At 41.0% G+C, this 22,039-nt stretch carries 21 protein-coding genes and 1 pseudogene; 11 read left to right on the top strand and 11 right to left on the bottom strand.

Annotated elements, in window-relative coordinates; genetic code table 11:
• A complete protein-coding gene (locus tag AC3KVK_RS03595; RefSeq protein WP_490310840.1) occupies positions 1-507 on the top strand; it encodes a GNAT family N-acetyltransferase in 507 nt (168 codons plus the stop codon).
• A 77-nt stretch (positions 508-584) separates the two neighbouring features.
• Here the strand turns inward: AC3KVK_RS03595 and AC3KVK_RS03600 are convergent, their stop codons facing one another.
• On the bottom strand, positions 585-3,086 hold the full coding sequence (locus AC3KVK_RS03600; protein ID WP_490310841.1) for a S8 family serine peptidase: 2,502 nt from the start codon (positions 3,084-3,086) through the stop codon (positions 585-587).
• Between the two features lie 409 nt (positions 3,087-3,495).
• On the opposite strand from AC3KVK_RS03600, the gene AC3KVK_RS03605 reads away from it, so the two are divergent.
• The 6 genes and pseudogenes from AC3KVK_RS03605 (at position 3,496) to AC3KVK_RS03630 (ending at position 7,609) form a co-directional block, all read left to right on the top strand.
• Positions 3,496-3,984: a curlin subunit CsgB gene (locus tag AC3KVK_RS03605; RefSeq protein WP_490310842.1), complete on the top strand. Its 489-nt coding sequence runs from the start codon at positions 3,496-3,498 to the stop codon at positions 3,982-3,984.
• A gap of 21 nt (positions 3,985-4,005) precedes the next feature.
• Positions 4,006-5,514, top strand: a complete 1,509-nt coding sequence (locus tag AC3KVK_RS03610) for a curlin (protein WP_490310843.1) — start codon at positions 4,006-4,008, stop codon at positions 5,512-5,514.
• A gap of 33 nt (positions 5,515-5,547) precedes the next feature.
• A complete protein-coding gene (locus tag AC3KVK_RS03615) occupies positions 5,548-5,943 on the top strand; it encodes a CsgE family curli-type amyloid fiber assembly protein (RefSeq protein ID WP_490310844.1) in 396 nt (131 codons plus the stop codon).
• An 8-nt stretch (positions 5,944-5,951) separates the two neighbouring features.
• The gene (locus AC3KVK_RS03620; protein WP_490310965.1) at positions 5,952-6,374 is read left to right on the top strand and encodes a curli assembly protein CsgF; all 423 of its coding nucleotides are present in this window, start codon (positions 5,952-5,954) and stop codon (positions 6,372-6,374) included.
• Positions 6,374-7,141, top strand: a pseudogene (locus AC3KVK_RS03625) (CsgG/HfaB family protein); the annotation flags it as partial. The gene AC3KVK_RS03620 and the pseudogene AC3KVK_RS03625, both read left to right, overlap by 1 nt.
• 129 nt (positions 7,142-7,270) lie before the next feature.
• A complete protein-coding gene (locus tag AC3KVK_RS03630; protein WP_490310966.1) occupies positions 7,271-7,609 on the top strand; it encodes an OmpA family protein in 339 nt (112 codons plus the stop codon).
• A 590-nt stretch (positions 7,610-8,199) separates the two neighbouring features.
• On the opposite strand, the gene AC3KVK_RS03635 is transcribed toward AC3KVK_RS03630, so the two are convergent.
• Both AC3KVK_RS03635 and AC3KVK_RS03640 read right to left on the bottom strand, forming a co-directional pair.
• On the bottom strand, positions 8,200-8,808 hold the full coding sequence (locus tag AC3KVK_RS03635) for a PEP-CTERM sorting domain-containing protein (protein WP_490310845.1): 609 nt from the start codon (positions 8,806-8,808) through the stop codon (positions 8,200-8,202).
• Positions 8,809-9,423: 615 nt separating this feature from the next.
• Positions 9,424-11,028 (bottom strand): response regulator, encoded by a 1,605-nt coding sequence (locus AC3KVK_RS03640; RefSeq protein WP_490310846.1) that lies wholly within the window; start codon positions 11,026-11,028, stop codon positions 9,424-9,426.
• Positions 11,029-11,253: 225 nt separating this feature from the next.
• Here AC3KVK_RS03640 and AC3KVK_RS03645 point away from each other — a divergent pair, with 225 nt between their 5' ends.
• The 4 genes from AC3KVK_RS03645 (at position 11,254) to AC3KVK_RS03660 (ending at position 15,639) form a co-directional block, all read left to right on the top strand.
• Positions 11,254-12,204, top strand: a complete 951-nt coding sequence (locus AC3KVK_RS03645) for a porin (protein ID WP_490310847.1) — start codon at positions 11,254-11,256, stop codon at positions 12,202-12,204.
• A gap of 252 nt (positions 12,205-12,456) precedes the next feature.
• Positions 12,457-13,146 (top strand): phosphate regulon transcriptional regulator PhoB, encoded by a 690-nt coding sequence (gene phoB, locus AC3KVK_RS03650; RefSeq protein WP_086744350.1) that lies wholly within the window; start codon positions 12,457-12,459, stop codon positions 13,144-13,146.
• Positions 13,147-13,241: 95 nt separating this feature from the next.
• Positions 13,242-14,558: a phosphate regulon sensor histidine kinase PhoR gene (gene phoR / locus AC3KVK_RS03655; RefSeq protein ID WP_490310848.1), complete on the top strand. Its 1,317-nt coding sequence runs from the start codon at positions 13,242-13,244 to the stop codon at positions 14,556-14,558.
• A 112-nt stretch (positions 14,559-14,670) separates the two neighbouring features.
• Positions 14,671-15,639, top strand: a complete 969-nt coding sequence (locus AC3KVK_RS03660; RefSeq protein ID WP_490310849.1) for a PstS family phosphate ABC transporter substrate-binding protein — start codon at positions 14,671-14,673, stop codon at positions 15,637-15,639.
• Positions 15,640-15,755: 116 nt separating this feature from the next.
• Here AC3KVK_RS03660 and AC3KVK_RS03665 read toward each other — a convergent pair whose 3' ends face one another.
• The 8 genes from AC3KVK_RS03665 to sfsA form a co-directional block, all read right to left on the bottom strand.
• Positions 15,756-15,998 carry a hypothetical protein gene (locus AC3KVK_RS03665; protein WP_490310851.1) on the bottom strand — a complete coding sequence of 81 codons (243 nt, stop codon included), beginning with the start codon at positions 15,996-15,998 and terminating at the stop codon, positions 15,756-15,758.
• 15 nt (positions 15,999-16,013) lie between these two features.
• The gene (gene panC, locus AC3KVK_RS03670) at positions 16,014-16,865 is read right to left on the bottom strand and encodes a pantoate--beta-alanine ligase (protein ID WP_490310852.1); all 852 of its coding nucleotides are present in this window, start codon (positions 16,863-16,865) and stop codon (positions 16,014-16,016) included.
• Positions 16,865-17,659 (bottom strand): 3-methyl-2-oxobutanoate hydroxymethyltransferase, encoded by a 795-nt coding sequence (gene panB, locus AC3KVK_RS03675; protein WP_490310853.1) that lies wholly within the window; start codon positions 17,657-17,659, stop codon positions 16,865-16,867. The genes panC and panB overlap by 1 nt, the downstream gene beginning before the upstream one ends.
• A 39-nt stretch (positions 17,660-17,698) precedes the next feature.
• Positions 17,699-18,184: a 2-amino-4-hydroxy-6-hydroxymethyldihydropteridine diphosphokinase gene (gene folK, locus AC3KVK_RS03680; RefSeq protein ID WP_490310854.1), complete on the bottom strand. Its 486-nt coding sequence runs from the start codon at positions 18,182-18,184 to the stop codon at positions 17,699-17,701.
• 2 nt (positions 18,185-18,186) lie between these two features.
• Complete coding sequence (pcnB, locus tag AC3KVK_RS03685; RefSeq protein ID WP_490310855.1) at positions 18,187-19,560, bottom strand: polynucleotide adenylyltransferase PcnB; 1,374 nt, start codon at positions 19,558-19,560, stop codon at positions 18,187-18,189.
• A 198-nt stretch (positions 19,561-19,758) separates the two neighbouring features.
• Positions 19,759-20,658 (bottom strand): tRNA glutamyl-Q(34) synthetase GluQRS, encoded by a 900-nt coding sequence (gene gluQRS, locus AC3KVK_RS03690; RefSeq protein ID WP_490310856.1) that lies wholly within the window; start codon positions 20,656-20,658, stop codon positions 19,759-19,761.
• Between the two features lie 11 nt (positions 20,659-20,669).
• Entirely contained in the window at positions 20,670-21,113 is a 444-nt protein-coding gene (gene dksA, locus AC3KVK_RS03695) for an RNA polymerase-binding protein DksA (protein ID WP_490310857.1), read from the bottom strand.
• Between the two features lie 132 nt (positions 21,114-21,245).
• Positions 21,246-21,956: a DNA/RNA nuclease SfsA gene (gene sfsA, locus AC3KVK_RS03700; protein ID WP_490310858.1), complete on the bottom strand. Its 711-nt coding sequence runs from the start codon at positions 21,954-21,956 to the stop codon at positions 21,246-21,248.
• Between the last annotated feature and the right edge of the window lie 83 nt (positions 21,957-22,039).

Here is a 22,039-nt window from a genome sequence, read left to right on the forward strand (position 1 = left end):
ATGGAAATAATCTGCTGCGATGATCTCAATTTGTACCGCGAGGAACTCACTGACTTATTGATTGAGACCGTTGCTGATGGAGCATCAATTGGGTTTATTGCTCCAGTCACGTGTAGTGATGCGACAGCTTATTGGCACAATGTCAGTGTTCAGTTGTTAGATAAAACGCAGTGGGTGTGGCTAGCTTTTGAAGCAGGAAAATTGCTCGGGACTGTTCAATTGTCTGTTTGTAATAAAGCCAATGGCAGTCATCGCGCAGAGGTCGAAAAGCTAATGGTTGCCAAAGCGGCAAGAGGTAAAGGGGTGGCCAAAGCATTGATGAGAGTGCTAGAAAATTGGGCGCTAGAACATCAGTTGCGTTTATTAGTGCTTGATACTAAACAAGGCGATGTCGCCTCTTTTTTATATCCGAAATTAGGCTATCAAATTGGTGGGATTATTCCAGAGTTTGCGAAAGATGGCTTAGGTCGCATGGCGGCCACGGTATATTTTTATAAGCAGCTCTAACATGTCACTGTGAACACTCGCTGTTAGGCAAAATAAAAAAGGCGCTCATAGAGCGCCTTTGTCGTTAGGGGTGGAACTTAGAAATTAACATTGACTTCGTTTGAACAAATATCCACTGACTGGCAGATTTTGTACGTGAAGGCGTTTTCTTCTACTTTACGTTGAATATCGCGATAAACACCTTTGTTTTCGACCGTGTTTAATAAATCGCCATTACGGTAAATATCTACAGTGCCTTGCGCAGCTCCTTGCCACGTCAGCTCGACACGCATATAACCAGTCCGCGATTTATTCGCTCGTTTCACTGCAAGTTCAATGTTCACTTCAGAGACTTGAACTTCTTGCGTTTTAGTGTTGCTCAGACCTTCAGAATCAACCGTAGTAAGTGATACTGAATAAGTGCCTGCAGCAGCATAGCTGTGCATTGGGTTCGTGTCTGTTGATGTGTTGCCATCACCAAAATCCCATGAGCGCGAGACAATATCACCGTTTACATCGGTGCTGGTATCAGTAAAACTGACGTTTAGGAAGTCACGCACATACGTGAAACCAGCGATTGGGGCTGTTGGGCCGACTTCACCTAAGCCTGTAAATGTGACAGACCAGTTGTTTAGTGTGCCAGTGTCTTCAGCATAGGTATCTTCAATACTTAAAGTCCAATCACCAGTTGCCACTTCTCCGTCAAAGACAGATGAAGTGAAGGTTGCAACGAGATCATCTGCTGAACCACCCGCTTGATTATGTAACGTAGCGACAGAGCCTGATGGCGAAGTCAGTTTGACAATTAAATCACCAATGTATGTATGGCTAATATCCACGGAAGCAGAAGTACCAAATAAAGTGATATCGTCAGGAACGTTAATCACAGAAGTGATACCTGTAGGATCGTTATCAGGAATGGCAACACTGTTGTCATTGGCGTAAGTGAAGTCATTTAAGCCTTGCGGATAAACATATAAACCAACCGTTGCATCTTTGGCTAACTCGCCGCTAGTTGCGTTGACAGTGAAGCTGTAATCACCCCAGTTTGTTTCAGATGTTGTTGGCACTGTAAGGGTCACTGTATCACCTGGCATGGCTGATGTTGCAGATAGATTTGCACCTGCGATTGCACTATTTAACGCCAGCGTGACGGTATCATTCCACTCTGCAACCGATGCGACCTCAAACGTGTAGGTTGCGGTATCGCCAGCAGTAATGGTTTGATTTGTTGGTGTAACTTTGAGTCTAAAACCAGGCTCTGGGTTAGCATCTTGAAGGGCATTGAGCACGTTTAAGCGTTTACCCGACACTGTTTTACCGGTCAGTGCGCTGTTATCATCGCCTGAGTTCATCAGGAGATCTTTTAGTTCTTGGAAGTTCAGCGCAGGGTTGACTGATAAGGCTAATGCCGCGGCACCTGCAACATGCGGTGTTGCCATTGATGTGCCTGAAAAACTTGAATAGCCGCCGCCAGGGACTGTTGATAAAATAGCCGAACCTGGCGCACCCATATCAACTGTGGTTAAACCCCATTGAGAGAATCCAGACATCGCATCGTTATGATCAGTACTGGCCACAGAAAGAACACTATTGTGCTCGTAGTTTGATGGGTAGCTCGGGTTAACATCATTATCTACTGCATCATTACCTGCCGCTGCAACAAATAAGATATTAGCTTGTTCGCTTGAAGTAATGGCATCAGCCAATGCTTGGCTCTCACCACCACCACCCCAACTATTATTTAAAACTCTAACTTCAACACCTGCGTTACTTAAACCAACCATGTAGTCGATACACTTAATCGCATCAGACGTGCTGCCAGTACCTGAAGCTTCTAAAAACTTACAGCCGACAATAGAGACATTATGATTCACACCCGCCACACCGTTGGCGTTATTGCCTGATGCACCGATAGTTCCTGAAACATGGGTGCCGTGGCCTTGGTCATCCATCGGATCGCCCGAGTTTGTCACTGCATTGATCCCGTGAACATCATCTATGTAGCCGTTATTGTCATTATCAATGCCATCGCCAGCGATTTCATTGGGGTTAGCCCACATATTTGCGGCTAAATCAGGGTGAGAATAATCAACGCCAGTATCAATGACACCAACAATTACCTCGCGGCTACCTGTTGAGATATCCCACGCTTCTACCGCATCGATATCTGCATCTGCTGTTCCGCCAGTTTGTCCTGTGTTGTGTAAACCCCAAAGCTCGCCAAAGCGAGAGTCATCGGGTACACCCAGCGCTTTTACTTGATAATCGGGCTCGGCATATAACACCGCAGGGTGAGATTTAAGTTTTGCAATGGCATCTTTTGCATGAGTTTTATCGAGTGTGTATTGAGCTAATCGACCTGAAAGGACGTTTTTAAACCGATCATCAACTTCATCGAGGTTGATATCGGAAATTTTTGCTGCAACAAGTTTACGGGCTGAAGCGCGGTCAGTACTTTTAGTGCCTTGTTTGTAGACAACAATCACTGAATCAGCTTTGTAATGTGGCTCTGCTTTTTTAGCTGGAGCAATGCCTGGGTTTGCACTTGCGAATAAAGGGAGCAAGGCAAGTGATAACGTAGAAAGTTTTGCTTTCATTTGTGAGATTCCATTTTGACTTTATTGTCTTACTCAGGACATGCCTGAGCCCTTGGGCCTCAATTTCAAGCAATCTAAATATATATTAAATCAATCAGCAACCTATTAAGAAAACGCTCATTTTTAGTTTTAGGCAAGTTAAAAGTTTAAAAAAAGAACGTTTTTTTTCAACTTGTTGTTTCAATTGTATTTTATAATTTTGAACAATGCAAAGAGCGATAAATAGCTACATAAAATCTCCCCATACTTTTTTGTTAGTTGTATTCATGTTTTTTTAGTATTTCGATTTTTATTTTTTTAACTTGTTGATTTATAGGTGTTTATAGAAAGAGTAATAATGGCCGATAGGCGTTGACCAGTAAATATAGGTAGATTAAAGAGGTTGAGTCCCTGATAAAGATAATAAAAAATGACCACACACAAAAAAAATGCACACTACCTAACGATTGCCTTGATGGCTTTATTGTCTTCAAGTGCATTAATGGTGAGTCAGCCAGCTTTTTGTGGTGAGTCTTTAAGCCAATCTGGTCAGGATCTCATCGAATCTCCTCTTTCTCTCAGTCTAAATCCTTCCCTGCAATACCGAGATGGTGCGCAACAGCATCACGTAGTTGTCACTCAGTATGGGATATTAAATAAAGCAACAGTCAACCAACACAATGGAAGTTCGAATGAGGCCTATGTGGTGCAAAATGGCAGTAATAATGTCGCCTCTTTTTTGCAAAATGGTTCGGATAACCTCATCAACCTGTCACAGCAAGGTAATAACAACCAAGCTGAAGTATTTCAACAGGGTGATGCCAACATAGCCAATATTTCACAAATAGGAGAACAAGCATTCAAAGTCACGCAAATTGGTAACGATTTGGTGGTGAATGTCTCGTTTTCTAAACAATAACAATATTCTAGGAGAAACCCAGTGAAATTAAATAAATCTCTGGTTACATGCGCTGTCGCAATGGCTTTAAGTTCAACAACGGTATTGGCAAACAGCAAAGACTTAAGTGAATCAGTCCACAGTAAAAATAAAGTACAAGTCGTGGGTAATTCAATGGTCATTCACCAAACATCTGGTACAGGTGTGACATGGGGAAATGATTTAAGAGCACTTCAAGATGGAGACCTACATCAACTTGAAATTACCACTAACGGTGAAGCAAATAACACAGAAACCGTTCAAGTTGGGCAAAGTAATTTATTGCTTTTGACTACTACAGGTAATGAAAATAGCCAAGTCTATATTCAAAATGGTGAGACCAATGGTGCGCTAACTGAGCTAACCGGTAGCGGAAATGAGATTGCGGTTACTCAGTCTGGCTCAGGATTTTTAGGCGCTAACAATGAAGCGATTAATGTCATAACGGGTGATAATAATGAAATCACCGTCGAGCAATCAGATGGCGGTCACTGGGCATATAACAAAGATATGCAAGGCAATAGCAATACTGTGTCTGTATCACAAGCTGGTGCATGGAGTGAGGTTCATTTAGACAAAGTGCAAGGTGATGCGAACAGCATTGATGTTGTGCAAGATGGCCTTTGGAATACACTCAAAGTGAATGAGTTAGTCGGGGATGCGAATGAACTCAATGTAGAGCAAGTGGGTGATTTCCAAGTTGCGACCATCGGGTTGATTGATGGTTCAGATAATGATATTTCGATTGATCAGCAAGGCGGCAGCAATACTTTGACAGTTGCAGCTATTGAGGGGAATGATAACACCCTCATGCTCGATCAAAATGGTGATGATAATGAAATCATCAGTGATATTTTTACGGGCTCAGATAACGAAGTTGCGATAAATCAGCAAGGTGATACTAATAAAGCGTCAGCGGATGTGATTGGTAACGATAATGACTTCAAAGTCACCCAATTGGGTAACGACAATGAATCTTATTTGGGTGCATTAGGGGATAATAATGACTTTACCCTTATGCAGACTGGTAATGATAATAGCAGCCACATTGCAAACTTTAATGCGGCAGATAGTAATGTCACTGTGTCTCAAGTGGGTGATTCGAATGCAAGTTTGGTGCAATCATCTTATCCTGATGTATCATTGACAAGCTTTAATAATGAGGTACTTGTTTCACAAATGGGCAATGAAAACGAATCAACGGTGACCTTCAGTAGTATTCTTGATAGTAATAACAGCAATGTAGATATTGCTCAAAATGGTGATTTAAATTCACTGGATATGATGATTGAGGGTAGTGGTCACAATATTGATATTGCTCAAACCGGTAACTACAACATGATTGGTGGTATCGGTGGCGATCCGCTTCTTGTTGGCGGTGGTGATATTACACTTAGTATTAATCAAATCGGCGATGGCAACTTAGTCGAAGGTTCGATTATTAGCGCCTCGGGTAATATTTCAATCACTCAAGTGGGTGATTACAACAGTGCAACGATTGTTCAGCAATAATTGTGCGGGGAGGGGCCTTATGGCCCCACTTTTATGAGCCAATCTAAATATCGTATTTTTCTGTTAATCAGCGTTTTATTCTTTTTCATTCCTAAAGCTGCGTACTCAGAAATTGAAATTAGCGGTTTGTTACTCGACAGGACTATAAGTCGTTCAGGTCATGAATTTTATAATAAATTCAGTTTATTATGGCAGGATATGCCAAATACCGTTGGCACGAATGTCGTGATAAAAGAAACCGTGGTGCCTAGGGCGGGAACTCGGCTGGTGGTCGAAATGAATAATACCGTTATTTACGCCACGTATATGGGCCGACGAATTGAACCAGTTGAAGACAAAGTAGAGCAAGCAATTTACACCACAATTGATGCGATAGCACGTTCGCAATTTATTGAACAAAGTGAAGATTTAGCTAGTAGTGGATGGTAGTAATGACAATGTTAAAAACAATAATAATCAGTGCAGTGATATCGATTTGGTTATCTCATGCCTATGCCAGTGAATTAGTTTACACCCCGATTAATCCTAGTTTTGGTGGAAGTCCTTTAAATGGGTCAATGTTGCTCAATAAGGCCCAGTCACAAAATAAGCACAAAGCCCCCATCAATGAAAAAACGTATGCAGAAAAATTTCAAGACTCTTTGGAGCGAGCTTACATTAATCGCATGGTGCGAGAAATAACGGATCTCGCTTTCGGTGAGGGAGTCGATGACAGCATTTTTAATCAAGATTCAATTTTTATGAGTGGTGATTATGAAATTCAGGTGCTGACCAGTGGCGTGGATTCGATTACCGTACAAATAACCAATACTGTGACCGGCGAAGTGGTCGTGGTTGAAGTACCGAGGTTTGGCGGATGATGAAACACAGTATTTTATTAGTCTTCGTGCTGATTGTATCGGGTTGCTCAGTGGTTAAAAAAACCTTACCCCCTGATCTTGAAATAGCGCAAGCGCTTGAAAAAACTGATACGTTTAACGAGTTGAAAAACTTACCCGCTCCGGCAGGAAGTGTCGCGGTTTCTGTGTATTCATTTCGCGATCAGACCGGGCAATATAAACCACAAGCTAACGTCAGTTCTTTTTCAACTGCGGTCACTCAAGGAGCAAACTCCATTTTAGTGCAAGCGTTGCATGAGTCTGATTGGTTTACACCAGTTGAACGTGAAGGGCTGCAAAACATTCTGACTGAACGAAAAATAGTGCGTGCGTCACTCAAAGATAAAGAAGAAGAGACCACGCAATTGCCGCCCTTAATGACCGCAAAAGTCATTCTAGAAGGCGGGATTATTAGCTATGACTCGAATGTTAAAACCGGTGGCCTCGGCATGGAGTATTTTGGTATTGGTGCATCAGAGCTATACCGCGAGGATGTTATTTCAATTTATTTACGTGCAGTCGATGTGCGTACAGGGCAAATTTTGCTGTCGGTAGCGACCACGAAAAAAGTGCTCAGCCAAGAGATCCGAGCAGGTTTTTTCCGTTATGTGAGTTACAAGCGTTTAGCAGAAGCTGAAGCGGGGTATAGCGAAAATGAACCCATGCATATTTGTGTGAAACAGGCGATAGAAAAAGCGTTATCGAGTCTTGTTATTAAAGGAATCGATAAAGGTATCTGGACAACAAAAGAACAAAAAAGAATAGCCCTCGAGCAGGCTCGAGCTAAACAAGCAGCTGCATTTAAGCAGCAACAAGCTCAAAAAGCACAGCAACTGGCAACGCTTGCTCAGCAAAGTGTCAGCGAATTAAGTTTTGCGGTGCAATTTAGAACCGGCACAGCTCAAGTGGAATCGCTTTATGTGGATCAGCTTAATAGTATTACTCAGCTGCTCAGTAATGACCTGCGGTTAAGCGTGCAACTGTATGGCTATGCCGATCAACGTGGTCAAAATGACGACAATAGCCAGCTTTCACTCGCTCGCTCGCAAAACATTGCACGTTATTTCGTGCAAAACGGTATAGCAAAGAGCCGTATTGCAATTGCTGGATTAGGTGAGGAAAACGCACAATTTCAACTGGATGATCCAGAAGGGTTATTCTTTGATCGTCGTGTAATTATAAAAGTGAATGACTTCCCAAATAAACAGAGTCTCTAATTAGCCTCAACATTGAAAAAGCTATTTAGAATTAAAAGGACTTATTTAATTTGAGAGCTAAAAAGACTACAAGATGAGCTAATAATACTTTTGATCCAATGTTGCAAACGCTGATAATTACACCGTGAGACAACGTTACTGACTAGTATTGAGATCTGTTATTAAGGCAATATGACTGTTAAGGTTGCGCATAAGAAGATCAAGTTTGATCATAACAGAGTATCGAATTTTGTTTCTAAGCCTTAAAGTTTCTTCGAACTCGATGCTTTAGGCTGATCATTGCCGATTAAGCTAATTCTTCTTAAGATACAAACATTATTTGAATGCGGAAACAAAGATTGGAATCAAAAGCTTATTTAGTAGGATTGTTTATCTGATAGGGCTTCTTTGATTTTACAATATATTTCTTAGCTTTCTAAAACAATGTGGATGAAACGCCCCATATAAGTATAGCTCGTCGTTATTACCGTGTTGATGTTTTAAAACCAATAAAAAAGGCTGTATCGATAATCGACTCAGCCTTTTTAATAAAAAATTACCATCTAACTGAAATATAATAGCTTTCTTTTTTAGAAAAATTTCAATCAGATTTAGATATTTTTGTTCTTACGACGAGAAAAACCAAATCCAGCTAAGCCTAAGCCTAGTAATGCCAAAGACACAGGCTCTGGAACTGTAACTTGACAAGGTTGGCCTGGCTGCGGGACACAAACTTGGTTTCCACCATCAAGGCTTAAAGTCGATTTTGCTAGTGTCACTAACCAACTCGGTTCAATTTTAATTTTAACTTGTAAGCCAGCATTTAATTCATTTGCTAACCAAGTGGTAGAGCTTAACATTGAAGTTAAATCAAATTCTGTAAAACTCCAAGTTTGATTGTTACCTTTTAATTCACCAAGGCTAAACCAATTAGAGCCAGTCCAAATCGAAATTAAATCATTCTCATAAGGGGTATCAACATCAAAAGCTGAAATGTTTAACACCGCTGATGTAAATGTGCCTGATACTGAGTTGTGTTGCCAAGACCAACTTTGAGATGATCCTCTATAATAAGGGCTTTCATTTTTATTTGCATCAGTATCAACGAAAAACTCTGAGTTTGAGTTGTTACTGTGATTTTTTACATCTGTAATTGGAGCAGCTTGAGTTACAGAGACAAAAAGTAAGGTTGCTAATGATAAAAAGTTTTTTATTTTCATGATTTTATAACTTTCCTGTTGAATATTACAAGTGTTGAACCTTCCCTAAGCATAAGTCGAGCCAATATTTTTTAATTGTTAAAAAACAATAGGTTACTTTGTTTTTGTTGTGTCTCCATAATATTTATGTAAAATATTTCGACATGTATGCTTTGCCTTGTTGGTTGTTTTAAGTTGGGGTGTTTCACGTTGTATTCTCCTATCAACTTTAATTATTTTAGAACTAAGGTTTACCTAGTTGTTGTATGGGAGTTTTTTAGTCAAGCCCGTTAAATGGGTCGCTAAAGCAAAAGCGAGAGCTTTCTCTTTTTTGGATCATTTTTTTATTAAGGATTCAGATCGCGGATCAGATTTATATCAACAGGGATCAGATCTTAACTAACTTAGATCGAAGTGCGGTCTTGAAAGATCATAATTATACTAAGTGAGATCGGGATAAGCCGTGTATAAATAGAACCAAAAGGCGCAATCTTTACTTTTTGTGTTCAATAAAACAGCAGTTTTTGCCTTTGAGCGGATGAAATTCCTCTTAATTAGTAAAATATTGATCTCTAAAAATGAGTTGGATCAGGACTTAGTAAGATTTTGATCTCACGCAAAATAGGCTATAGCCTCTTATGAGGCTAATTGTGTCAAGCGCTGTTGTTGTGCATGAGTCATTTTTAGCGCCTTGGCATCAACTAGTAATTGGGATTGCTGGTAGCGCCAAAATTTGCTTAAGTCTAAACTTTGCATAGTGTTAAGTAAGTTCAGTAAATAAACGGGGTGGGTGGGTGCTAAAAAATGCGCTTTCGCAAAAAACTCCAGCGCGCGATAACGCTGTGCTTTGTCTTGCCGCTCGATGGCCCACGTATTGAAACAACTGGCTTTATGCTGCTCGTCTAGACACGCACTATCAAAAAGTTTGTGAACAAAATAGTCAAACGCTAAACTTTGCGCGCTACTATCCATCATGCCGTGTAATTGTATCTTTTGTCTGACTAATTCCAGCGCTATGTCGGTCTGCTTTAATTCAACGGCACAGGCCAAGCAAATTAGCTGCTCTGATGAATGATGCACACGTTTACAAAGCACACTAAGCTGCGCAGTTCGCTTATGCACGTCAATGGGAATGTCATTTTGAATATCTTCGAGTACTTGTAAATAAAAGCGTAAAAAGGGTAAACAACTTTGGTTTATTTCATTGTTATTTAAAGTCATCAGATTTTTAACGAGTGTTTTTATTTGGTAAGTCGTTTTATCTGTTTTTAGGCGTGAATGTTGTGATGAGAGGCATTGCTCAAGCATGATGAGCTGGATCATACTCATTAAAATTAAGCCTAGATAATGCTCATTCTCAAGGGTCGTTTTTAGTTTTTTTTCTAAATACTCAAGTGCATTTTCAATCCCTTGAGTTTCATAAATACACACCGCTTTGAGCTCTGCTTCATGAGCACTTAAATTAAATTCTGGTAATTGATTCAATACTACAAGGCTTTGATAAAATTCGTTATATTGAAAAAAATGCTTCACTGAAAATAAGGTTTGTTTTTTTGTGAGTACATTCAATGACTGCATTTTTAGTAGCGTGAGTTTGAGTTTTTTCTCATCGCCGATCAAGCTGTAAATAGCTAATTGCGCACTGGCTTGCTGACTGGCTTGTGTGATGGATTTCACACAAGCCAGTGCTTCATTAATATGGTTAAGCTTAAGATAATAAGCGGCTTTTATTAATTGTAATTCATTGTTTTGATTAGGGCTTAAGCCGATAAAAGTCACGTGAGATAAAATAGCCAGTTGTTGTTCTGCATTGGCGTGTCGCAACTGATTAAACATGATTTTAAGCCGCTGACATGACTCGTTATATTGTGCCAACAGCGCTTTTAACTTTGGCTGACTAACGGGTTTTTCTAGTACATCAGTATTGGTGTAACGAAAGGCTTGATCGCAAAGCGCTCGTTCGCATTGATCAGATAAAAATAACACTCTGCAATGATCCGGGATCGCTTTGAGTGAGATCAAGTAACGGATGAAATCATTTCCATTGCTATAGTGCTCGGTATCAAAATCCATCAGCAAGACATCGATCGATCCTGTTTTCAGTTGGTTTATCACTTCTTTAACTGTTTTTGCTGTTGACACTTTGTTGCAGCCGAGTTTTTTGAGTAGCGATACTAAATGGGTGCGCACGTTTAATTGTGATTCGAACAACAATACGTTGATTTTTAATGCCGAGTGCATGATGAGCTTTTTATTTTTATTTTCTTTGGAGTTTACCTATTTATTTTATCTGATGAAAGTAGTGCTACTTGCTCGGTGTGGGTTAAATCACTTGATATATTGTGCGAAATTTTGCCTTTAACTTGATCTTGTTTGTTTTATGGTCGATTTTTAAATAAGACAAAAACAATGCTTCTATATCTGAGTTGATGGATTTGGGAGTTGCTAGCGATTAAAGGTCATACTATGAAAAAAATGGTAAAAAGTGCAGTGTTACTGGGCTCAGCATTTCTTAGTTTAGCGACTGTGGCACAAGATTTAAAGGTGTATGGGCGAGCCCACCTTGGCATTCAAAGCTCTGATTATGGTGACGGTCGTAAAACAGATATCGAGTCCTATGCCTCTCGATTTGGCGTCTTAGCAAATCATGAAATTAGCGATGAATTAGAAGCTGTGTTTCGGTTTGAGTGGGATGTTAACGTTACAGAACAAGATAATGATGGTGCTAAAAAGGAAAACTTAACTTCCCGGGATCAATACATGGGGCTCAAGGGGAGTTGGGGTGAAGTGATGATTGGTCGTATGGATACCACCATGAAAAAGTCTGAAAACAAAGTCGATGTCATGAATGACTTTTCATCGGACATTAAATATTTATTTAATGGGGAAAATCGTTTAGGAGACTCACTACGTTATGAATCTCCTTTAATGGGCGAATTTAAAGTCATGTTTACTTATATTGCCAAAGAAAATAGTAAGCAAGATGACGAAGATGGTTTATCAGCCGCAATTACCTATGGTGATATTAAGCTTAAACGTACTAAAGTGTATTTGGCACTTGCGCGTGATGAAGAAGTGGCGGGGTTTAATATCACTCGACTCACAGGGCAGTGGCAAATTGGCGATTTAATGTTAGGTGGCATGTATCAAGATAGTGAGCGAGAGTCAGATGGGAAAGATGGCGATGGCTATTTAATTAGCGCAGCTTATAAAATCAGTGAATACAAATTGCTAGCGCAATTTCAATCGAGTGATATGGATTTTGGTAAACTTAAAGATACCGGTGAAGCGATGTCGATTGGTCTCGAAAGAAAACTGAGTAAACAAGCAAGAATGTATCTTTTATACAGCATGTTTGACTTAGATAATACGGAAGATCAAGATCATCTCGCAATGACGCTACGCTACGATTTTTAGTGTCCACCCTCTCCTTTTAAAAAACAGCAAAGTTATTTGCTGTTTTTTTTGTGTCCAAATTGAAATATTTATGATCTTTTAACTTATATTTATTTATAATTTAACTTATTTAAATCATTGAGTTAAATTAAATGTGATCTATTTATTTAGATTGTGTTTCACATTTACCCCCAAAAGACGCGTTTTTTCATAAAACTGTCATAATTAGTCATAATAATACTTGCAGTTTAAAACACTGAAGAGAGTTAAAGGATGTCACGTAGAATACTTGTCGTTGATGACGAAGCACCAATTCGCGAAATGCTGGTGTTTGTTTTAGAGCAAAATGGATTTCAAGCTATCGAAGCTGAAGATTATGACTCAGCTATCGCATCATTGATGGAACCTTATCCAGACATGATTTTACTTGATTGGATGCTACCCGGTGGTAGCGGTGTGCAAATAGCTAAAAAAATTAAGCAAAGTGAATATACCCGCCATATCCCAATCATAATGTTAACTGCTCGCGGTGAAGAAGAAGATAAAGTAAAAGGCTTGGAAGTGGGGGCTGATGACTATGTGACTAAGCCATTCTCACCTAAAGAGCTGATGGCACGGATCAAAGCCGTGATCCGTCGAGTTTCACCTACTTCGCTAGAAGAAGCAATTGAAGTTCATGGCTTACGCCTTGATCCCATTTCTCATCGTGTGACCTCAGCGGGAAGTGAACTTGATATGGGGCCGACTGAGTTTCGCTTGTTGCACTTTTTTATGACACACCCTGAGCGAGTTTATAGCCGTGAGCAATTACTTGATCATGTTTGGGGTACTAATGTCTATGTAGAAGACCGAACTGTGGATGTCCATATTCGCCGTCTTCGCAAGGCTATCGCGCCAATGGGGCACGATAAGCTAGTGCAAACAGTTCGTGGTTCAGGCTATCGATTCTCGAGTAAAGTGTAATAAAACTGTAGAAAGATCGTAACAATAGATGCCGAAGCTAGATTAGATAGTGTATCTTTAAGGTCTTGACGATACAGCATAAAAAGAGCCGATTTATGTATCGAGTTATTAATAAGCGGACTTTAACAAAACGTTTATTTATTTATTTTTTACCTCTTCTATTAATAGGAGTCCTAATAGGGGCTCCTTTTTTGCTCTTATTTCTAGGCGCAAGCTCCTTGATGTTTTGGCATTATCGCCAGTTATATCGCTTGAGTGATTGGTTAATCAACCAACGGAGCTTTAACCCGCCAGAAGGAGAAGGGACGTGGGAGCAAATTTTTGAAGGGATCTACCGTTTACAGCACCGTAACCGTAATAAACGCAATGAATTGGCTGAGCTAATTCGTCGTTTTCGTGAGGGGGCTGAAGCGGTGCCAGATGCCGTTATTGTGTTACAACGTGACATGAGTATCGTCTGGTGTAACCAACTAGCTCTGCGAGTTTTAGGATTAAAGTGGCCTGCCGATCATGGCCAACGACTTGATAATTTAATCCGTCACCCACTATTTTCTCAATATATGACCGCGAAAAGTTTTGACGAGCCACTTGAGCTTCATTCTCCAATGGGGTTTGAGCAAGTTTTAGAGTTTCGTGTGATGCCTTACGCAGATGCACAGTTAATGATGGTTGTAAGAGACGTTACTCGGCTCAAACAGCTTGAACAAATGCGTAAAGACTTTGTGGCAAATGTATCCCATGAATTGAGAACACCATTGACGGTTGTGGCAGGCTATTTGGAAATGATGGATTCTGATGATTTACCGCCGGCTCGGGTGTGGGAAAAAGCACATGGTACGATGCTCGATCAGTGTAAACGCATGGATAGTTTAGTGAATCAGCTCCTAGCTTTATCTCGGATTGAAGGCCTACGTCGCCCCGATCAAGATAAGCCTGTTGATATAGCCAAAATGTTGAAGTTAATTTTAACGGAAGCGCAGGCACTGAATCGAGAAAAGCAACATGTTATTACACTTACTGCGGATGAAAACCTGCAAGTCCTTGGTGGTGAAGATGAGTTGCGAAGCGCTTTTTCTAATTTGGTCTTTAATGCAGTTCATTACACACCAGCACAAGGTGACATTAAAATTTGTTGGCAATTACGAGATAATAAAGCCTTGTTTAGTGTGACTGACAATGGTGATGGAATTGCGCCTGAGCATTTGCACCGTTTAACTGAGCGTTTCTATCGTGTAGATAAAGCACGCTCGCGAAAAACAGGTGGTTCAGGGTTAGGGTTAGCCATTACAAAACATGTTTTGTCGCGTCATGAAAGTGAATTAGTGATCCGCTCTGTCGTTGGGCAAGGCTCGTGCTTTTCATTTTCATTTGATGCCAACCGCATTAAACACCTCGAGCCAGCAGCTTTATGACAAATAGATTAACGCAGTCATTTAATTGTCATATTTAGGTCATGTTATTGTCACGTAAAGATCTGAAAATGACCCTAATTAAAGAAGATACATTCACCCTGGAGTTATCCGAATGAAATTTAAAAACTTAGCCGTTGCAACTGGTTTAGCTGTAACAACTTTTATCTCAGGCCAAGCTGCTGCAGTTGAACAGGCGATGCCTGAATATCAAAAAATTAGTGGTATCTCAGGTAACTTCTCATCAGTAGGTTCTGATACGCTTGCAAACATGATGACGTTTTGGGCTGAGGAATATAAACGCCAATACCCTAATGTAAATATTCAAATTCAAGCCGCAGGTTCATCGACTGCACCGCCAGCATTGACAGAAGGCACCGCTAATTTTGGCCCTATGAGCCGAAAAATGAAATCAAAAGAAGTCGAAGCGTTTGAGAAGCGTTTTGGTTATAAGCCAACAGAAATACGCGTTGCAATTGATGCGCTAGCGGTGTTTGTTCATAAAGATAACCCCATTGAAGGCTTACGCATTGATCAAGTTGATGCGATTTTCTCTTCAACACGTAAATGTGGGGCAGAAAAAGACGTCACACGTTGGAGCGATATTGGCCTAACAGGTGATTGGGGAACTAAAGATATTCAGCTTTATGGCCGTAACTCTGTATCAGGTACATATGGTTACTTTAAGAAAAAAGCACTGTGTAAAGGTGACTTCCGTAATAATGTAAATGAGCAGCCGGGTTCGGCTTCAGTTGTACAATCTATCTCTGCGTCAGTGAATGCGATTGGTTACTCTGGCATTGGTTATAAAACTTCAGGTGTTCGCACAGTACCTCTATCTAAGAAAGGTGATAATTTTGTTGATGCGACTTTAGATAATGTTGCAAGTGGTAAGTACCCACTATCACGTTTCTTATATGTTTATGTAAACAAGCACCCGAATAAAAATTTATCACCTATCGAAGCTGAGTTTTTGAAAATGGTTTTATCAAAAATGGGTCAAGAAATTGTAGAAAAAGATGGTTATGTACCGTTATCTGCAAAAATGGTTGAAAAAGAATTAATGAAATTAGGCTTAAAATAAGTTCGCCTCTTTCATTAAAAAGCCAATCTGACGAGATTGGCTTTTTTGTGCCTATTTTTAGGCATAAAAAAGCTCGCTAAATAGCGAGCTTCAATCATTGTAAAACACGATCAACTTTATTGTGCTTGTTCTGCTTGTATAAGTGTTTCAGCTTGCTTTTTACATTGGTTATGGCGCTCAGTACATTTAATTTCACACACTGATTGAACTAGCCCTTCGCCAGAGCTTTTCATTTCACAGTTTTGTTGACACTGAAAGAGCTCTTGACCACAGCGGTTAACTTCCTGATTGCTGCTTTGACAACCAGAGAGAACCACAGAGCTCAGTGCGAGGATGAATCCAAGAGTTATTTTTTTCATAGTAGTCCCTGTTGTTTAATCCAAATTTATTTGTAAATTATCAATTAACCTGACTGTACCAAGAAATGCAGCTGCGAGGATAATTAATTGCGTATCAGATTTTGTCGCTGGTTTAAGTGTTTTTCGAGCAACAATATTATAGTAATCTGGTGTTAAACCTGCTGCCGTTAATTGTGATTTAGCTGTTTCAGTTAATGCAGCGATATCTGTTTGACCCGAAGTGAGTGAGCGTGCAGTTTCGTTAAGCACTTGATACAAGACTTGTGCAGTGTCTTTTTGCTCATCGGATAAATACCCATTGCGAGAGCTCATCGCCAAACCGGTTAGTTCTCGTTTGGTTGGAACGGCAATGATTTCAATAGGCATAGACAAATCTTCGACCATAGTCCGGATCACTTGCAGTTGCTGAAAATCTTTTTCACCAAAGCAGGCATAATCTGGTTGCACTAAATTAAACAGCTTGGCCACGACAGTAGCAACACCACGAAAGTGCCCGGGGCGACTGCCACCACAGTGGCCTTCAGAAACTCCCATTACTTCAATGTAGCTTTGCTCATCTAAACCTTTTGGGTAAATGATATCTGGGGTGGGCGTAAACAAAATGTCGGTATCTAGGGCTTCAAGGCCTTGTTGATCTTGTTCAAGTGTACGCGGGTATTTATCTAGATCTTCATTCGCACCAAATTGCATTGGATTAACAAAAATACTCACCACTACTTTGTCGGCAACATTTTTGGCTTTTTCTACCAGACTAAAATGTCCTTGGTGAAGGTTGCCCATCGTTGGAACAAACGCGACACTTAACCCTGCTTGTTTCCAAGCTTTGATTCGACTACGTAATGATTGAATTTGCGAAACTGTTTGCATTAATTAAACTCGTGCTCTGTGCCTGGGAAATCTCCCGAAGCTACGTCATCTATGTATTTTTTTACCGCAGCAGGCATATTGCCTGTTTCGAGTAAAAAGTTCTTTGAAAATTTTGGAATATAACCAGCTGATATGCCCACTAAGTCGTGCATCACTAATATTTGGCCATCGGTTAATTTTCCTGCACCGATACCAATTGTAGGAATAGACACGCTTTGCGTAATTCGTTCAGCCAGTGCTGATGGGATGCATTCAAGGACTAGAAGCTGTGCGCCCGCACGCTCTAGTGCTTGAGCATCATTAATCATTTTTTCTGCTTGCTCGTTTTCGCGACCCTGAATTTTAAATCCGCCAAATACATGAACCGATTGGGGTGTTAAACCTAAATGGCCACACACAGGGATCCCTTGTTGGGTTAAGGCTATAATGCTCTCATAGAGCCATTCGCCACCCTCAAGCTTGACCATATTAGCGCCTGAACGCATCAATTCAGCGGCATGTTTGCACGTATCAACGACATTGGAGTAGGTCATAAAAGGCATGTCAGCAATTACAAACGTGTCTTTTGCGCCAGCGCGCACGCATCGAGTATGATACGCGATGTCTTGGTTCGTCACTGCCAGGGTATCTGAACCACCTTGTAATACCATACCTAACGAATCGCCAACTAATAAGACATGAACCCCATTATCTTGAAATAACTGCGAAAAACTGGCGTCATAGGCTGTAAGCGCGGCAATTTTTTGGCCTTCTTCTTTCATTTTTTTTAAGGTAGAAACTGTAATTTTTGCCATAAGGTCCTCAGATGATGTGTTTTGCACATCGTATTATTATTATCGTTGGATTGCGGTTAGGCCATTGATAGGCACGAAATCGAGTAAATCAGCAATAGCTTGGCCATTGGGTAAGCGTAATTTGGGTGCAAGTTCAAAAAGCGGATAGAGCACAAATTCGCGTAAATGTAAGCCGTAGTGAGGAACGGTGAGACGGTCACTGTCTAGTTGCAGATCATCGTAAAGCAAAATATCAATATCTAATGTCCGCGGCCCCCAGCGTTCAGCTTTACGGACGCGACCATATGCCAGTTCAATTTCTTGGGTTTTATCGAGCAATGCCAACGGTGACAAGTTGGTACTCACTTTTGCAACAGCATTGACATAATCAGGTTGATCTTGAGGGCCCATCGGTTTACTGCTGTAAAACGAGGAGACCGCAATATTGTCATCAGACACTAATTGTTTTAGGGCCGAAACGGCCTTATCGAGTTGTTGCACAGGCTGGTTTAAATTCGCCCCTAAACCTAAATATACAATCGCCATAATTAACTATCCGATGACTGAGGCGGTTTTTTACTAGGGTAACGACGGCGAGGCTTGCGACGACGAGATGGTGACTTCTCATTTGGTAGCTCTTTGACCATCTGCTTTTGACCGACGTTTTCTTTTTTCTGATACTCAGTCCACCATGTCGCCAACTCTTGCAATGGGCCGGGTGTCACTTGTGCACGTAATAACAAAAAGTCATACGCAGCTCTAAAGCGTGGCTGCTGAGCGAGACGATACGCGCGTTGCCCACCACGTTTTGGCAAGCGTAGCTGAATTTGCCAGATTTCACGGGCGCCAAGTGTAAAGCGTTTCGGCACCGCTATTTGCTGTGCGTTAATTGCGACAACTTCATTGCCTGCTTGTGTATATGCTTCGTATTCATCCAAGCGGTTTTCTTGCATTAATTGTTCTGCTCGTTGCACCAACGGATACCAAAGTAACGCGGCAAACACGAATGCAGGAGTGACCTTTTTATCAGCATTAATACGTAAGTCAGTGTTGATGAACATTTGCGTGATAAATTTAAGTTCTTCACCAGTAGTTGATTGCTCAAAAATTAAATCTAATGCAGGGAAGAGTTGTTTGAACAAGCCATATTGGCGCAGTGCTACAAAATTAGCTTCTGCTTTGCCATTTAAAAATAGCTTAAGCACTTCTTCAAATAATCGTGCTGCAGGAATGTTTGATAATAAATCTGCCAATTCATAAATGGGGGCTTCAGTTTCTGGTGCAATTTTCATATCGAGTTTGGTTGCAAAGCGAATAGCACGCAGCATCCGAACCGGATCTTCGCGGTATCGTGTTTCTGGGTGACCAATTAACTCAATACTGCGATTTTTAATGGCTTGCATGCCATTAGCATAATCATGGATACTAAAGTCGTTGATTGAGTAATACAGCGCGTTGATAGAAAAATCACGGCGCTCCGCATCTTCATCGATGGTGCCATAAACGTTATCGCGCAGCAGTTGCCCTTCGGTACTTGATTGGCTAATTGGGTTTTTACTTTCGTTACCTTCATGATGACCACGCATGGTGGCGACTTCAATGATTTCACGGCCAAAAACAATATGTGCTAAACGAAAACGACGACCAATTAAACGACAGTTACGAAATAAGCGCTTCACTTGTTCTGGCGTCGCGTTTGTCACAACATCAAAGTCTTTCGGTTCGACTCCCAGTAAGACGTCACGAATGCAGCCTCCGACTAAGTATGCGTCGTAGCCGCCATCTTTAAGGCGATACAGGACCTTAATCGCGTTCGGGCTAAAATTTTTGCGCGATACGTTATGATCAGAGCGGCCAATGATAAGCGGTGAGCTATTGTTGTTATGTTTTTGCACTGTGTTCACGCTTTTTTTACCGGTCATGTTTCGACAAAAGTTAATTAGTTTGGAAATAATAACGTGTCTCCTAAGCTGTATCTTGGTACGTATTCCAATTTAGGCGGCTATGATATACCAGCGGCGGCAAAAACTTAAGAGTTCTGCACTGTTAACTCTACTTTATTAAGCGGATATTCATCGTTCGCCGCGATTCTGGCGTTTTTAGAGGGAAGCTTAATTTAACTAGGCTGTTAAAAGGATTTCTGTTTGTTTGGGAATGTCGTCAATCTGCCAATGGGCAATGGCCCAATCGAGGATGGTTTCAGGCGGACTCGAAAGCAGTTCTTTCGGAGGTTGCAAGCCTAAAAAAACCAGCGCAGCCACGAGAGCAGGGGACGGATCTTGGTTATTAACTGCAGGGGCATGGTTCTGTTTCGAAAGTTTAAACCCTGGCTGTGTAACGGCCAGAGGTAAGTGGGCAAACTGAGGAGTCGGCTGATTTAATAAGTGATACATACTGATCTGTCTTACTGTTGGTTCGAGTAAATCGGCACCACGAACAATATCGGTGATCCCTTGGTCGATATCATCTAAGACAACCACAAGTTGATACGCAAACAGCCCATCTCGACGTTTGACGATAAAGTCTTCATTAGCAAACTCAGGACTTACCTGAATTGAACCTTGAATGCGGTCGACAAATGTTGTGACAGGGAGCTGCTGTTTAAGCCTAAGCGCATTAGATTGCAGGGTAAGTGATAATTCTCTGCAATGATTATTATAGACACCGCCAATTGCTTTTATTTGCTTGCGTGTACATTGGCAGGCATAAATAGCGTGCTGTTGATGTAAATGATCTAGGGTGTGTTGATAAAAGTCATGTCGTTGACTCTGATAAACAATTGCGTCATCCCAATGCAAAGCAAAGGCGTCTAACGTTCGTAAAATAGCATCAGTGGCGCCGGGGACAACACGAGGAGTATCAATGTCTTCGATGCGAAGTAGCCATTTGCCTTGGTGAGCTTTGGCGTCTAAGTAGCTGCCCAGAGCGGCAATGAGCGATCCAAAGTGGAGAGGACCTGAAGGTGAAGGGGCAAATCGGCCTCGATATACCCCTACTTCAGAATCAAAAGCTGGATCCATAATGCAGTCTATTAACCGCGACCTGCTTGTTTTTCTTTGATTTCAGACAGTGTTTTACAATCGACACATTGATCGGCAGTTGGACGCGCTTCTAAACGGCGAATACCTATTTCAATGCCACAAGAATCACAATAACCGAAGTCATCGTTTTTGATTAATTGTATTGTCTTTTCAATTTTCTTGATCAGTTTACGCTCACGGTCACGAGTGCGTAATTCAAGTGAAAACTCTTCTTCCTGTGCAGCACGGTCAACTGGATCTGGGAAGTTAGCAGCTTCATCTTGCATATGTGTTTTAGTACGATCAACTTCTTGACGTAACTGGTTGCGCCATGCTTCTAGGATTTTCTTAAAGTGAGCAAGTTGCGCATCATTCATGTATTCTTCGTTTGGCTTTTCTTGGTACGGCTCAACACCCGCCTCTGCCAGTAACCCTAATCTTTTTTGCTCCGGCATAACTCTCTCCTAATCCTTACTTTCAATCCCGGTCAAAGTCGGCGGGTATAAATACCAGAATCTTATACCCTAGGCAAACAATTTATAATTTAATTCGTTCGTGTCGTTTGCTTATCTACTCGAGGGGGTCGACTAAATTATAGTAAATGGTAGTGCTTTATTTAGTATGATTGCATCATTGCTTATCAGAGTGTTGTAACACAAAACTTCTACCCCTGCAGCAAGGGCTTGCTTTATTCCTTCATTATATTTGTGGTCTATGTGGGCTGCTGGCGATAAATGGCTGATCCCCTGATGCTGCACTAAAAAGAATAACACAGCACGATGCCCCTGTTTTTTCATTTCAATCAGTTCACGAATATGTTTAAGACCGCGAGCTGAGACTGCATCTGGAAAATACCCTTGCCCATTATCGGCTAATAACGTGACAGATTTAATTTCGACATAACATAAAGTGCCGTCATCGTTACTCAGTAAAATATCAATGCGGCTATTTTCTTGACCGTATTTGACTTCTGCTTGAATGTTTGGGTAACCAGTCAATTCTGAGACTTTTTGGTCATTAATTGCTTCAAATACTATTTTGTTCGCCAAAGCGGTATTGACACAAATTAAGTGTCCGAATGAATTTTGGGTTAGCTCTAAACTATGGGGGTATTTGCGTTTGGGGTTATCGCTGGTGGAGTAATAAGCTGTAAATCCTTCATCGGCACAGCCTGTCATTGCGCCAGTATTGGCACAATGAATTGTTGTGAGCTGCTGATTGGGTAATTCAATATCCACTAAGAAGCGTTTATAGCGTTTGATTAAGCGAGCTTGCTCTAGTGGGGTATTAAATTTCATAGTTAGATTTGGCCTTTTTATCTCAATTAGTTGGGTCTATGACGGGGCTATAGTAGACTCAAGGCAACATAAAAACGCAAGAG

The organism is Pseudoalteromonas sp. J2K-J979 (assembly GCF_058169715.2).